The organism is Xanthobacter lutulentifluminis (assembly GCF_043194675.2).
Taxonomy (GTDB): Bacteria; Pseudomonadota; Alphaproteobacteria; order Rhizobiales; family Xanthobacteraceae; genus Xanthobacter.
In genome coordinates this window covers 4,714,766-4,728,977 of the sequence record NZ_CM195525.1, presented here as the reverse complement: position 1 = coordinate 4,728,977, position 14,212 = coordinate 4,714,766, and the positions used below count along the sequence as shown (strand labels likewise).

At 69.4% G+C, this 14,212-nt stretch carries 8 protein-coding genes and 1 riboswitch; of the genes, 2 read left to right on the top strand and 6 right to left on the bottom strand.

Annotated elements, in window-relative coordinates; genetic code table 11:
* Window positions 1-67 precede the first annotated feature (67 nt).
* From V5F49_RS21905 to V5F49_RS21890, 4 genes are read right to left on the bottom strand one after another with little or no spacing between them, the layout of a single operon-like run.
* Window positions 68-1,732 carry a long-chain-fatty-acid--CoA ligase gene (locus V5F49_RS21905; RefSeq protein ID WP_394115373.1) on the bottom strand — a complete coding sequence of 555 codons (1,665 nt, stop codon included), beginning with the start codon at window positions 1,730-1,732 and terminating at the stop codon, window positions 68-70.
* Between the two features lie 53 nt (window positions 1,733-1,785).
* Window positions 1,786-3,543, bottom strand: coding sequence for an acyl-CoA dehydrogenase C-terminal domain-containing protein (locus V5F49_RS21900; RefSeq protein WP_394115372.1), 1,758 nt, complete (start codon window positions 3,541-3,543; stop codon window positions 1,786-1,788).
* Window positions 3,544-3,586: 43 nt separating this feature from the next.
* Entirely contained in the window at window positions 3,587-5,884 is a 2,298-nt protein-coding gene (locus V5F49_RS21895; protein WP_394115371.1) for a 3-hydroxyacyl-CoA dehydrogenase/enoyl-CoA hydratase family protein, read from the bottom strand.
* Window positions 5,884-7,020, bottom strand: coding sequence for a thiolase family protein (locus tag V5F49_RS21890; protein WP_394115370.1), 1,137 nt, complete (start codon window positions 7,018-7,020; stop codon window positions 5,884-5,886). The genes V5F49_RS21895 and V5F49_RS21890 overlap by 1 nt, the downstream gene beginning before the upstream one ends.
* A 326-nt stretch (window positions 7,021-7,346) precedes the next feature.
* On the opposite strand from V5F49_RS21890, the gene V5F49_RS21885 reads away from it, so the two are divergent.
* A complete protein-coding gene (locus V5F49_RS21885) occupies window positions 7,347-8,003 on the top strand; it encodes a TetR/AcrR family transcriptional regulator (RefSeq protein ID WP_394115369.1) in 657 nt (218 codons plus the stop codon).
* 55 nt (window positions 8,004-8,058) lie between these two features.
* On the opposite strand, the gene V5F49_RS21880 is transcribed toward V5F49_RS21885, so the two are convergent.
* Window positions 8,059-10,236: a malate synthase G gene (locus tag V5F49_RS21880; RefSeq protein ID WP_394115368.1), complete on the bottom strand. Its 2,178-nt coding sequence runs from the start codon at window positions 10,234-10,236 to the stop codon at window positions 8,059-8,061.
* 164 nt (window positions 10,237-10,400) lie between these two features.
* Window positions 10,401-11,546 (bottom strand): hypothetical protein, encoded by a 1,146-nt coding sequence (locus tag V5F49_RS21875; protein WP_394115367.1) that lies wholly within the window; start codon window positions 11,544-11,546, stop codon window positions 10,401-10,403.
* 381 nt (window positions 11,547-11,927) lie between these two features.
* A riboswitch (cobalamin riboswitch) is annotated at window positions 11,928-12,127 on the top strand.
* Window positions 12,128-12,234: 107 nt separating this feature from the next.
* On the opposite strand from V5F49_RS21875, the gene V5F49_RS21870 reads away from it, so the two are divergent.
* Window positions 12,235-14,208, top strand: a complete 1,974-nt coding sequence (locus V5F49_RS21870) for a TonB-dependent receptor plug domain-containing protein (RefSeq protein WP_394115366.1) — start codon at window positions 12,235-12,237, stop codon at window positions 14,206-14,208.
* Window positions 14,209-14,212 lie beyond the last annotated feature (4 nt).

Here is a 14,212-nt window from a genome sequence, read left to right as displayed (position 1 = left end):
GCAACAGAGCGGGTGGCGTGGGTCGCCACCTCGTTTGGTGTTGGGCGGCGGAACCGAGGTGCGGGCCTCAGGAACCGATGCCAGGGTTGGCAAGGTGGCCGCCGATCTCCTTCAGGATGATCTCGCGGATCGCCTTCTTGGAGAGCTTGCCGGTGGCGGTGTGGGGCAGCTCCGGAACGATGATGACGTCATCGGGGACGCACCATTTGGAGGTCTTGCCGTCGTAGTGGGCGCGCATGTCGGCGCGGGAGAAGGTGGCGCCGGGCTTCAGCACCACCACCAGCACCGGGCGCTCGCCCCAGCGCTGGTCCGGCCGGGCGACGATGGCCGCCTCCTTGATGGCCGGGTGGGCCTGGGCGATGTTCTCCAGCTCGATGGAGGAGATCCACTCGCCGCCGGACTTCACCACGTCCTTGGTGCGGTCGACGATCTGGATGAAGCCCTCGGCGTCCATGGTCACCACGTCGCCGGTGTCGAACCAGCCGGGAGTGTCGGCATGGGCGGGGCCGGTGGGGGTGTTGAAATAGCCGTTCGCCACCCACGGGCCGCGCACCAGCATGGAGCCGAAGCTCTTGCCGTCGTGCGCCATCTCGCGGCCCTCGGCGCCGGCGATACGGAACTCCATGCCGAACAGGGGACGGCCCTGCTTGCATTCCAGGGCCAGACGGGCCTCCGGCTCAAGCGCGCGGTGCTTGGGCTTGAGCGCGGCGGACAGGCCAACCGGGCTGGTCTCCGTCATCCCCCACGCCTGGCGCACCTCCACCCCCTTGTGGTGGAAGCGGCTGACCATGATGGGCGGCACGGCCGAGCCGCCGATGACGACCCGCTTCAGGCTGCTGAACTCGCGGGCGTGGCCGTCCATCCAGTCGAGCAGGCCCAGCCACACGGTGGGCACGCCGGCGGTGAAGGAGACGCCCTCGCCCTCGAACAGGGCATGCAGGCTCGCGCCGTCGAGGTTGGCGCCGGGCAGCACCAGCTTCGCGCCCACCATCGGCGCCGCGAACGGCAGGCCCCAGGCGTTCACATGGAACATGGGCACGATGGGGCAGACCACGTCGTTGGCGGAGAGGCCCAGCGCGTCCGGGATGGCGATGGCCAGCGCGTGGAGCACGCAGGAGCGGTGCGAATAGAGCACGCCCTTGGGGTCGCCCGTGGTGCCGGAGGTGTAGCACAGGCCCGAGGCGGTGTTCTCCTCGAAGGTCGGCCAGTCGAAGCTGTCGGCCTCGTCGGCGATCAGCGTCTCGTAGCACAGCAGGCCGGGCAGCTTCTCGGCGAGGATGTCGGACTTGGGCATGTGCGCCGCGTCCGTCATGGCCACCACCGCCTTCAGGCCCTTCAGCTGGTCGGCCAGCTCCTCAATGATGGGCAGGAAGGTGATGTCGAAGAATAGCGCGCTGTCGCCGGCATGCTCGATGATGTAGGCGATCTGCTCGCGGAACAGGCGCGGGTTGATGGTGTGGCACACGAAGCCCGAGCCGGAGACCCCGTAATAGAGCTCCAGATGCCGGTAGCCGTTCCAGGCGAGCGTGCCCACCCGGTCGCCGCGCGCGATGCCGAGGCGGGCGAGCGCGTTGGCGAGCTTCGCGCTGCGCTTCGCGAGGTCGCCGTAGGTGTAGCGGTGGAGCCCGCCCTCCACGGCGGCCGAGACCACCTCCCCGTCGGAGTGGTAGGCCGCGGCATGCCTCAGGATCGAGGACAGGAGCAGCGGCACGTCCATCATGGTTCCGAGCATCGTTTTCCTCCGTCTTGCTTATGGTTGGGCTGAGGGGTGTTCGGGCAGACCGGTCAGAAGGCGTCGGCGGACAGGGCCATGAGGGTCGGCGCGCCGTGGGCGAGCGCCGCTTCCAGACCCAGCGTCTGCGGCAGCAGGCGCTGGACGTAGAACCGCGCGAGGGCGGCCTTGCGCGCCTCGGTCGGCGTGGCGCCGGAGGCCGGGACGGCCGCCGCCATGCGCGCCCACATCCAGCCGAAGGCGACCAGCGCGAACAGGCGCAGATAGTCGGTCGCGGCGGCGCCGGCCTCGATGGCGCCGCCATCGGCGGCGAGGCGCTGGGTCGCCCGCTCCAGACGCGCGAGCGCCTCGGCGACCGGGCCGACGATGTCCGCGCCCGCGGCCGGAAGGGCGACGTCGAGATCCGCCTTCACCAGCGCGAAGAAGCGCTGCGGCAGGGCGCCGCCGTCGAGGCCGAGCTTGCGGCCCACGAGGTCCATGGCCTGCACGCCGTTGGTGCCCTCGTAGATCTGGGCGATGCGCGCGTCGCGCACATACTGCTCCATGCCCCACTCGCGGATATAGCCATGCCCGCCCAGCACCTGCTGGGAGGTGACCGCCGTCTCGAAGCCGAAGTCGGTGAAGGCGGCCTTCACCACCGGGGTCAGCAGCGCCACGAGGAGATCCGCCTCCTTGCGCGCGGCGGCGTCGGGGTGGCGGTCGGCGATGTCCATCTGGAGCGCGGTCCACACCGCCAGCGCCCGCGCCGCCTCGGCGAAGGCGCGGCCGGACAGCAGCATCTTGCGCACGTCGGGATGGTTGATGATGGCCACCGGGCCGGGCGCGCCGTCGGCGCCATGGCCCTGCAGCCGCTCCCTGGCGTATGCGACCGCCTTCTGGTTGGCGGCTTCCGCGATGCCTAGGCCCTGGATGCCCACGAACAGTCGCTCCGCGTTCATCATGGTGAACATGGCGTTGAGGCCGCGTCCCGGCTCGCCCACCAGCCAGCCGGTCGCGCCATCATAGTTCATCACGCAGGTGGGCTGGGCGTGAATGCCCATCTTGTGCTCCAGCGCGCCGACGCTCATGCCGTTGCGGGCGCCGAGGCTGCCGTCGCCGTGCACGAGGAACTTGGGCGCGAGGAACAGGCTGATGCCCTTCACCCCCTTCGGGGCGTCGGGGAGGCGCGCCAGCACCAGGTGGATGACGTTGCCGCCGAAATCCTGATCGCCGGAGGAGATGAAGATCTTGGTGCCGGTGATGGCGAAGCTGCCATCGCCGTTCGGCACCGCGCGGGTGGAGAGCAGGCCGAGGTCGGTGCCGGCGGAGGATTCGGTGAGCGCCATGGCGCCGGTCCACTCGCCGGAGATCATCTTCGGCAGGTAGGTGGCCTTCAGCTCGGCCGAGGCATGGTGGCCGATGGCTTCCACCGCGCCACGCGTGAGGCCGGGGAACAGGCCGAACGAGAGGTTGGCCGAGGAGAGCATCTCGTCGAGCAGGATCTGCAGCACCCGCGGCAGGCCCTGCCCGCCGTACTCCGGATCACCCGACAGCGAGCACCAGCCGGCATCGGCGAAGGCGCGGTAGGCCTCGGCGACGCCCTTCGGCGTGGTGACGAGACCGTTCTCGAGGGTGCAGCCCTCCTCGTCGCCGGGGCGGTTGAGGGGCTCCAGCACGCCGGCCGCGAACTTGCCGGCCTCCTCCAGCACGCTCACCGCGAGCTCGGCGTTCACCTCCTCGAACCCGGGCAGGCCGGCCACGGTGGTGTCGAAATCGAACACCCGGTTCAGCAGGAAGGCGATGTCTTCGACGGGGGCGGCGTAGGTGGCCATGGCGTTCCTCGGGGGTTGGTTGTTGCGGCTCGGGTGTTCGGGGTCAGTTGCGCAGGGGCTTGCCGGTGGCGAGCATGTGGCGGACGCGGTCCAGCGTCGCCGGCTCGCCCAGCAGGGCGATGAAGGCGGCACGCTCCAGAGCGGTCACCGCATCCTCCCCCGCCGGACGGGCGGGATCGGCGTCGGGACCGCCGGTGAGGACAGTGACGAGCGCCTCCCCCACCACCCGGTCATGGGCGGTGAGGCGGCCGGCCGTCGCCTCCGTATCGAGCACGTTGCGCAGCGCCGACGCGCCGGACGGGCCGGACAGGGTGAGCACCGGCGCGGCGGGCGGGGTGTAGCCTTCCGCCAGCGCGAGCGCCTTCGCCTTGGCATCGGCGAGCAGGCGGTCGCGGTTCATGGTGATGCCGTCGGTGGGGCGCAGGTAGCCGATGCGGCGCGCGTCGAACGCGCTGGCGGAGACCTTGGCCGGCGCGATGACGCCGAACGCCGCGAGCGCGGGCGCCACCGGGCCTTTCGGACCGTCGTGGCCCTCGGCGAAGCGCACCAGCATCTCCTTGCAGCCGCCCCATCCGGGCACGACGCCGATGCGCGTCTCCACGAGGCCCATGGACAGTTCGGCATGGGCCTGGATCGTGGCGCAGTGCAGCAGCAGCTCGCAGCCGCCGCCGAACGCGAGGCCCGCCGCCGCGCCCACCACCGGGAACGGCGCGTATTTCACCGCCTTGAACAGGCGATGGCCGCGATCGATGCTGGCGCCGAAACCGGCGGGGCCGAGGCTCTCGACGGTCTCGAGGAACACCCGGATATCCGCGCCGGCGCTGAACAGGGCTGCGTCCGAGCCGATGACGAGGCCGCGGAAATCCTTGCCCACCCGCTCCAGCGCCGCTTCCAGCGCATCCAGCACCGGGGCGCCGAGGGTGTTCATCTTGCTGCGGATCTCGAGGCAGGCGATGCCGTCGCCCAGATCCCAGAGCGTGGCCGCGTCCCACTGCGCCACCGGCGGGGTGGCAAGGCGGGTCGCGGCGAGGGTGATGACACCCTCCGGCTGCGCCACCTTGCGGCGCGTGCCGTCCGGCAGCAGGCACATGCGCGCGCCATCGGCGACGCTGTAGAACCCGCCGGCCGCCGCCGCCTTGGCCAGATAGTCCGGCACGGTCAGCCCGCGCTGCTCCAGCCGCGCGGCGAGCCATTCGGCGCCGAGCGCGTCGATGAGCTCGAACGGTCCCCTCGCCCAGCCGTATCCGCCGCGCAGGGCCGCATCCACCGCGTCCGGCCCGTCGGCGATCTCCGGCCCGACCGCGGCGGCGTAGGCGAGCGTCTTCTCCATCACCGCCGCCGCATAGCGGCCGGCGGCGCCCGCGTGCTCCATCAGGGCGCGAGCGTTGCCCTTGGCGGCTTCGAGGCTGTCGCTCACCGCCGCGCGCTGGGGCCGGTACTCGCCGGTGGCGAGGTCGATCACCTCGCGGGTCTTGCGATCGGCCGAGACGCGCACGAAGCCGGCGCCGCTTTTGCGGCCCAGCCGCTTCTGCGCGACCATGCCGGTCAGCAGCGGCGGCTCCACCGGATAGCGGCGCAGGGCGTCGGCCTGCGGCAGCGCGCCGTGCATGGAGCGCAGCACCATGGCCATCAGGTCGATGCCCACGAGGTCCATCAGCCCGAAGATGCCGGTTTTCGGAATGCCGAAGGGCTTGGAGATGGCCGCGTCCGCCACCTCCACGTCGAGGCCGAGGGCGATGGCCTCGTTCACCGCCGCCGCCATCCAGTAATTGCCGATGCGGTTGGCGATGAAGCCGGGCGTATCGCGGCACACCACCACGCTCTTGCCGAGCGCCCGGTCGCCGAAATCGCGGATCGCCGCCAGCGCCTCGGGGCGCGTCGCCGGGCCGGCCACCAGCTCGAGCAGGGGCATGGTGCGGGGCGGATTGAAGAAATGGGTGACGAGGAAATCCGCCGCCAGCGTCGGCGGCAGGCCCGCCACGAGCGCGGCCAGCGGGATGGTGGAGGTGTTGGAGCTGACGATGGAGCCGGGCTTGCGGATGGATTCGATCCGCGCGTAGAGGCCCTGCTTGATGTCGAGCCGTTCCGCGACCGCCTCGATGATCCAGTCGGCGTCGGTCAGGAGCGTCATGTCGTCCGCCACCGAGCCGGTGGCGACGCGCGCGGCGAAGGCGGGGTCCATGAAGCCGCCGGCCTTCAGCTGCCGCCCCACGGCCGCTGTGGCGGTGGCGGCCTCCACGTCGAGCAGCACCACGTCCAGCCCGGCATTGGCGAGATGGGCGGCGATGCCGGAGCCCATCACCCCGGCGCCGATGACGCCGGCCTTGCGGAACCGGGCCATCACGCGGCCTCCAGCACGAGGGCGATGCCCTGCCCGCCGCCGATGCACTGGGTGGCGAGCGCATACCTGCCGCCGTCCCGCTTCAGCAGCTGAGCCGCCTTGCCGACGAGGCGCGCGCCGGTGGCCCCCAGCGGATGGCCGAGCGCGATGGCGCCGCCGTCGCGGTTGAGCCGGGCGGGGTCGATCTCGAGGTCGGCGCAGCAGGCCAGCACCTGCACCGCGAACGCCTCGTTCATCTCGATCACGTCGAGGTCGGCAGCGGTGATGCCGGCGCGCGCCAACGCCTTGCGGGTCGCCTCCACCGGGCCGATGCCCATGATCTCCGGCGCGCAGCCGGAGACCGCGTAGCCGGCCACCCGGGCCAGCGGCTTCAGGTCGTTGCGGCGGGCGAAGTCCTCGGACACCACCAGCGTCGCCGACGCGCCGTCGGTCAGGGGCGAGGAATTGCCGGCGGTCACGGAGCCGCCGGCCTTGAACACGGCCTTCAGGGTGCCGAGCTTCTCGACGCTGGTGCCGCCGCGCACGCAGCCATCGGCCGTCACGTCGCCATCCGGCGTCACCACAGGGGCGATCTCGGCGGCGAGCCGGCCGTCGGCCTGGGCGGCCGCGGCCTTGTCCTGGCTGGCGGCGGCATAGGCGTCCTGCGCCTCGCGGCTGATGCCGTAGCGGGCGACCAGGTTCTCGGCGGTCAGGCCCATGTTGAGGAATGAGGCGCGCAGGGCATCGTCCCAGCGCGGGTTCGGCATGGGGTTGAAGCCCATCATGGGCACCCGCGTCATGCACTCGACGCCGCCGGCCACGAACGCCTCGCCCGCGCCCATGGCGATGGCGCCGGCCGCCATCTGCACCGCCTGCATGGAGGAACCGCACCAGCGGTTCACCGTGGAGCCGCCGACCGCGAGCGGCAGGCCGGCGATGACGCTGACGCAGCGGGCGATGTTCAGCCCCTGCTCGCCCTCGGCGAAGGCGCAGCCGAGAATCACGTCCTCCAGCGCAGCGGGATCGATGCCGGAGCGGCCAATGAGCGTGGCGATCACCCCGGCGGCGAGATCGTCCGGCCGGGTGCCGGCAAGGGCGCCCCGCGTGGCCGGCGTGAAGGGGCTGCGCGCGTAATCGACGATGAAAGCGTGGGCCATGCTCGTTCCTTCGCCGGGTGGCTCCGGCACGGGTTCCAAGGAAGCAATGCAGAACAAGGGGCGACGGCTCCGGAGACGGACCCGCGCTGACCCGGACAGAGGCCGCGTCGCGCCAGCTTCATCCCCGCAGATCCATCTGTGCGGGCGCTATGTATCAAACGATCGATACAGTCCGCAACCCGCAACGGATACCACCTGGAACCGGAGGCTGCTTTCCTCGCGGCGATGCGCGCTCTAGAAGGAACAAACCAAAGCGATTTATGGGCGCGGCCGGACGTTCTCCGGCAAAGACCGGGCGCCGGGGATCAGGCCGCAGGACGACGTGGATGCCGCGCAAGACCAAGAAAGTGCCACCTGCTGCCGGCCGCACCGTCGCGCCCCCTGCCCCGACCGGGCCGGACACCTTCACCAGCCAGATTTTCGTCGGGGAATTGAGCCCGCGCCACCGCGAGGTGCTTGAGGCGGCGGCGACCCTGTTCGCCGAGCGCGGCTATGCCGCCACCTCGGTGCGCGACATCGGCGAGCGGGTGGGCCTGCTCGGCGGCTCGCTCTACCACTACATCAAGTCGAAGGACGCGCTGTTCATCCGCATCCACGACACCGCGCTGGAAGTGGCGGGCGACCGCATCCGCGCCGCCGTGGACGCGCTGGACGATCCGTGGGACCGGCTCGAGGTGGCGTGCGTGACCATGCTGGAGATCCAGCTCGATCCCGCTTCCATCACCATGCCGCTGATGAACGACCTGCACGTGGTGCCGGCCGAGGTGCGGGCGCAGCTGATCGCGCGCCGTGACAGCTTCGAGCAGATCTTCGCGGATCTGGTCGCCGCGCTGCCGCTCGATCCGAAGGTGGATCGCGGCATCTACAGGCTGTTTCTGCTGACGCTGCTGAACAATGTCAGCGTGTGGTACCGCCCGGACCGTCTCACCCCGCGCGAGATCGCCCAGCAGATGGTGCTGATCTTCCGCCAGCAGGCGGCGTGAGGCGGAAGACCGGGCGGAGCGCGGCGCTGCCGCCGCGCTCCGGTCGTTCAGGTCGTCAGTGGGCGGCGGCCTGCGCCGCCTTCAGCTCCAGCCGGCGCTTGTGCAGCAGCGGCTCGGTATAGCCGCTCGGCTGCTCGCGCCCCTTGAACACGAGATCACACGCGGCCTGGAACGCGATGGAGCCGTCGAAGTCCGGCGCCATGGGGCGGTAGAGCGGGTCGCCGGCGTTCTGCCGGTCCACCACCACGGCCATGCGCTTCAGCGTCTCCATCACCTGCGCCTCGGTGCACACGCCGTGGCGCAGCCAGTTGGCCATGTGCTGGGCGGAGATGCGCAGCGTCGCGCGGTCCTCCATCAGGCCGACATCGTGGATGTCCGGCACCTTGGAGCAGCCAACCCCCTGGTCCACCCAGCGCACCACATAGCCGAGGATGCCCTGGGCGTTGTTGTCCAGCTCCTGCTGGATGTCCTGCGCCGTCCAGTTGGGCCGCACCGCCACCGGGATGGTGAGCAGGTCGTCCAGCTTCGCCTTGGGACGGCTGCGCAGGGCGGCCTGCACGGCGTGCACGTCGATCTTGTGGTAGTGGGTGGCATGCAGGGTCGCGGCCGTGGGCGACGGCACCCAGGCGGTGTTGGCGCCGGCCTTGGGGTGGACGATCTTCTGCTCCAGCATGGCGGCCATCAGGTCCGGCATGGCCCACATGCCCTTGCCGATCTGGGCATGGCCGGCGAGCCCGCATTCAAGGCCCGTGTCCACGTTCCAGTTCTCGTAGGCGCCGATCCAGGCGGCCTGCTTCATGTCGCCCTTGCGGACCATGGGGCCGGCTTCCATGGAGGTGTGGATCTCGTCGCCGGTGCGGTCGAGGAAGCCGGTGTTGATGAAGGCGACGCGGCTGGAAGCGGCGCGGATGCACTCCTTGAGGTTCACCGTAGTGCGGCGCTCCTCGTCCATGATGCCGACCTTGATGGTGTCGCGCGGCAGGCCGAGCAGGTCTTCCACGCGGTCGAAGATCTCCACCGCGAAGCCCACTTCCTCCGGCCCGTGCATCTTGGGCTTCACCACATACATGGAGCCGGCGCGGCTGTTGGCGCGGCGGCCGCCCGGGCCGATGTCGCGCAGGGCGATGAGCGCGGTGATGCCCGCATCCATGATGCCCTCGGGGATCTCCGAGCCGTCGCTCAGCAGGATGGCCGGATTGGTCATGAGGTGGCCGACGTTGCGCACCAGCATCAGCGAGCGGCCGGGCAGCACCAGCTTGCCGCCGTCGGGGGCGGTGTATTCGCGGTCCGGGTTGAGGGCGCGGGTGAAGGTGCGGCCGCCCTTGGCGATCTCCTCCTTCAGGTCGCCCGTCATCAGGCCGAGCCAGTTGCGGTAGACTACCACCTTGTCCTCGGCATCCACGGCTGCGACGGAATCCTCGCAGTCCTGGATGGTGGTCAGCGCGGCTTCCAGCACGATGTCGGCGATGCCGGCCGGATCGTCCTTGCCGATGACGCTGGCGCGGTCGACGACGATCTCGATGTGCAGGCCGTTCTTCTTCAGCAGCACGGCAGAAGGGGCGGCAGCCTCGCCGCGATAGCCGGCGAACTGGGCGGGGTCCTTCAGGCCCGTCGCGCCGACGACGAGGGCGCCATCCTGCACCGACAGCGGGCCGGCATCGGCCCAGGAGCCGGTCGCCAGCGGCGCGCTGTCGTCGAGGAAGGCACGGCCCCAGGCGATGACCTTGGCGCCGCGCACGGGATTGTAGCCCTTGCCCTTCTCGGCGCCGTCGGCCTCGGGGATGGCATCGGTGCCGTAAAGGGCATCATAGAGCGAGCCCCAGCGCGCGTTGGCGGCGTTCAGGGCGTAGCGGGCGTTCATCACCGGCACCACCAGCTGCGGGCCGGCGACCTCGGCGATCTCGGGGTCCACATTGGCAGTGGTGACGGCGAAGGCGGGGCCTTCCGGCACCAGGTAGCCGATCTCGGCGAGGAAGGCCTTGTAGCCGTCGAGGTCGATGGGCGCGCCGTTCGCGCGGTACCATGCATCGAGCTTGTGCTGGAGCTCCTCGCGCCGCTCCAGCAGCGCGCGGTTGCAGGGGGCGAGGTCATGGGCGATGGCGGACAGGCCGGCCCAGAACGCCTCCGCCTCGATGCCGCTGCCCGGCAGAACCTCGGTCTCGATGAAATCGTGCAGCGCACGCGCGATCTTGAGCCCGGCGCGTTCCACCCGGGCCTCGGTCCCATTTGCCATGTTCACCGTATGTCACCCTTTTCCCAAGGCGGAACCGCATCCTGAGGAGATGCCGGCCGTGAGTGCGGCCCGGCGGTTCCGCCTGCACCAAATCGTTTTTATTGGCTCTTTCCGCGTCTGTCCTCCCGGCACAGCCCGAAGGGTCGCGCCGGGAGGGGTTTTCCTTACTCGTATAGATAACCGACGGGGCTTCCCGCCAGCCGGTCGTCGCGCAGCGTCGACCGGGTGATGATCTGGCCCGCCAGACCGTCGATCTCGTCGCGCTGGGTGGGGGTCCACATCTTCAGGTCCTCGATCCCCTTCAGCAGGCCGAGCCGCAGGATCTGCGTGTCCTCGCCGACTTCCGTCAGGGTCAGGGCATCCTTGCCGGCGGTCACGGTATCGCCGCAGCCGAGCTCGAGGAGCTTGCCCGCGCCGTCCGTGAAGCCGGCGGTGCCACGGATGATGCGATAGACCACCACTTCTCCCTTGGCGAGGCCCTCGGCGTCGGCGGCTGCCGTCGATTTCGGCAAAAGAGCTTTGCCGCGAGGATCGGTAGCGATGATGTGCCCGGTCACGAGGTTGCCGCTGGGCGCCTCGATGCCGAGGTCGCGCACATGGACCGGCAGGGGGGACGTCACCGGGCCGAGCGCGTCCGCCGGATAGGCGCGGAACAGGGCTTCGAGCTCCAGCGGGTCCTGGAACCAGAAGCCGGCGCCGGTGGGACGGTTGTGCAGCGGGTGCTTCCAGGCGGTGCGGGGCGTCTCGTCCTCGCGGATGCTGTCCGGCCCCACCACCGTCGGGTTCGGGAAGGTGGAGGGGTCGGTGATGAACGCCTCCAGGAACTTGCCCGAATAGCCCATGCAGAACGGGTCCGGCACCACCGTCTGCGGGGTCTTCAGGTTGTCTTCCGTGGAAAGGCCGGACCAGGTGTAGAACAGCTGGCGATGAACGATGGCGCTCTGCAGCATCACCGCGCCGGGGCCGACGTAATGCAGCTTGCCGTCATAGTCGAAGGTGAACATGCCGGAGGTGACGAGCACCAGCTGGAAGCCACCCGGCGGAAGATGCAGGTGGAAATCCGTGGGGCCGGTGTCCTCCCGGTAGATCGGCAGGTTGGTGGCGACCTCCTGCAGCAGGAAGGCGTCATTGTTGGCGTGCAGACCCTCCAGCGCGCGGTGATAGAGCGCCTGCGGCCGGTAGATGGGATCGTAGGTGATGTCCTTGTAGCGATCCACGGCGACGAAGCCGCCGCGGTTGAGGGTGAGGCGATCGCCGTCCGGTCGCGTGAGGCCAGGCCACCTGAAGTCGGCCATAGACTGGATTCCCATAGCAATATCCCGGGTAAGAAGCTGGCGTGACGCCATACGGTGCAGTAGACATATTCGGATCACTTGTAGCGACGTCAATCAAATAACGTCTCCGCACGCCGAAGAGTGTTCTTCTGGCAACGAGCCGCGATTTGAGCCGATGATCACTTGGCGACTATTTGTTCTGATGCCACATATTTTGGCGAGCCGGTGCTGAAGATGAAGGCATGTGGGCCCGCCCGTGCCTGCGAACACCGCACCCCGACGGCCGGCCCTGCGATGGCGTTGCAGCATGGCGCGGCATGGCGCGACGCAACTCGCGATCGTTCCCCTCGGGCCGCGCGGCGCACGCGAATGGCGAGGCGGGCGCGCGTTTCGCCATTGACGCAGCGCACAATATGTCCATATCGTGTCGCCGACGGTTCCCGAAAGGGATCAAAAGGGAACGCGGTGATCCGGTGCGTCCGGAAATGCCGTGGCTGCCCCCGCAACTGTAAGCGGCGAGTCCTTCGTCACATGCCACTGGGCTGCGAGGCCTGGGAAGGCGACGAGGAAGACGGCGACCCGCGAGCCAGGAGACCTGCCGTCAGCCGTGGTCACGCGCGAGCACGTCGGGCGGGGTTCTCCTGATGGTGGTTTGTCTCCGGGCCCGAGCGGCCGGGAGACGCCTCGTTCGCGGTGACGGACCACCCGTGCCGTCGAGACTTGAATGCCTTCCGTGTTTCTTTCCCTCCACCGCCGGGCCGCGCCGGCCGCGACCCTGCTCGCCCTTGCCTGCGCCTCCCCTGCCCTCGCCCAGACCGCCGATGACCAGGATGCCGGCGACCTGCCCACCGTCGTGGTCAGCGCCACCGGCATCGCCACGCCCGAGACCGAGGTGGCGAGCTCCGTCAGCATCGTCACCGCCGACGACATCGCCCGCAGCCAGCAGCGCACCCTGCCCGACGTGCTGCAGTCCCTCCCCGGCCTCAACGTGGTGCAGTCCGGGGGGCCTGGCGGCACCACCTCCGTGTTCATCCGCGGCACCAATTCCAACCATGTGAAGGTGCTGATCGACGGCATCGATGCCGGCAATCCCTCCTCGGCCAGCGGCGCGTTCGATTTCGGCCAGCTCATGGCCTCGGATCTGGAGCGGGTGGAGGTGCTGCGCGGGCCGCAGTCGGGCCTGTACGGCTCGGATGCCATCGGCGGCGTCATCGCCATCACCACCCGCAAGGGCGAGGGGCCGCCGAAGGTCACGGCCTATGTGGAGGGCGGCGCGCTCGGCACCTTCAACCAGTATGCGAGCCTGTCCGGCTCCAACGAGAAGGTGTCCTATTCCTTCAACGTCACCCACTTCTCGTCGAGCGAGGTGCCGGTGACGCCGCAGAACATCGCCCCGCCCGGCTGGCCGCTCAATCCGAACGCATACGACAACTGGACCTATTCGACCCGCCTCGACTGGCAGGCAACGGACAGCTTCGCCGTCAACTTCGTCGCCCGCTACATCGACAGCAGCTTCGCCTTCACGCCGGATCTCTATCCGCCCCCCACCTATGAGGGCGTCCCGGCGCCGGCGCGCTCCACCTCCTATTCCAGCATGTTCTTCACCCGGGGAGAGGGCGTGTGGAAGGCGTTCGACGACCGGCTCGTCACCACCTTCGGGGTGAGCGACCTGTCCACCTCCAACCCCACGACCGGGCCGAATGCGGACGTGAACGGCACCTATGAGGGCGACCGGCAGATCTATTACCTGCGCTCCAACTATGCCTTCCTGCCCGGCCAGAACCTCCTGGTGGGCGCGGAGCGGCGCAACGAGAGCATGACCTCCTCCACCGCCTATACCCAGCTCGACGCCTCCACCGGCGATACCGGCGTCTATGCGGAGTATCAGGGCAATCTCTGGAACCGGCTCTTCTTCGCCGCCAACGCGCGCTACGACAGCGATGACAGCTTCGGCGACCACACCACCTTCCGCCTCGCCCCGGCGCTGCTGTTCGACGAGACGGGCACCAAGCTGAAGGCGAGCTACGGCACCGGCTTCAAGGCGCCCACGCTCTACCAGCTCTATGCGCCCTACTACGGCAACCCCGGCCTCCTGCCGGAGGAAAGCACCGGCTGGGATGCAGGGTTCGAGCAGAAGGCGTTCGGCGACAAAGTGCTGTTCGGCGCCACCTACTTCCACAACAACATCACCAACCTCATCAGCTACGATCCGGTGACGTACCAGAACGTCAACATCTCCAGCGCGGTGACGCAGGGCGTGGAGACGTTCGTGGCGATGAAGATCACGGACCGGATCGACGCGCGGGTGGACTACACCTACACCGACGTGGTCGGCTACGTGCCGCCGGGCCAGCCGTTCGGCGCCGCCTGCGCGCCCATCGACGCCACCTCGTGCTATCCGTTGCGGCGGCCCAACAACAAGGTGAGCCTGACGCTCGGCTGGCGGCCGACCGACGAGCTCGACCTCACCGCCAGCCTCGTCTATGCCTCGTCGTGGTGGGATATCGTGCGCCTGACCCCGAACTACATCGACCAGCCGGGCTACACGGTGGTGAACGTTGCGGCCAACTACCGGATGAACGCCAGCACCACGCTGTTCGGGCGCATCGACAACCTGTTCAACGAGACGTACGAGAACCCCAACGGCTTCCTCGCACCGGGCTTCGGCGCCTATGGCGGCGTGAAGCTCACATGGTGAGGCG

Excerpts from the sequence above, each read along its gene's own strand:
- V5F49_RS21900 (WP_394115372.1), bottom strand. The coding sequence starts at position 3,543 with ATGGCCACCTACGCCGCCCCCGTCGAAGACATCGCCTTCCTGCTGAAC.
- V5F49_RS21905 (WP_394115373.1), bottom strand. The coding sequence starts at position 1,732 with ATGCTCGGAACCATGATGGACGTGCCGCTGCTCCTGTCCTCGATCCTG.
- V5F49_RS21890 (WP_394115370.1), bottom strand. The coding sequence starts at position 7,020 with ATGGCCCACGCTTTCATCGTCGATTACGCGCGCAGCCCCTTCACGCCG.
- V5F49_RS21880 (WP_394115368.1), bottom strand. The coding sequence starts at position 10,236 with ATGGCAAATGGGACCGAGGCCCGGGTGGAACGCGCCGGGCTCAAGATC.
- V5F49_RS21885 (WP_394115369.1), top strand. The coding sequence starts at position 7,347 with ATGCCGCGCAAGACCAAGAAAGTGCCACCTGCTGCCGGCCGCACCGTC.
- V5F49_RS21895 (WP_394115371.1), bottom strand. The coding sequence starts at position 5,884 with ATGGCCCGGTTCCGCAAGGCCGGCGTCATCGGCGCCGGGGTGATGGGC.
- V5F49_RS21875 (WP_394115367.1), bottom strand. The coding sequence starts at position 11,546 with ATGGGAATCCAGTCTATGGCCGACTTCAGGTGGCCTGGCCTCACGCGA.
- V5F49_RS21870 (WP_394115366.1), top strand. The coding sequence starts at position 12,235 with ATGCCTTCCGTGTTTCTTTCCCTCCACCGCCGGGCCGCGCCGGCCGCG.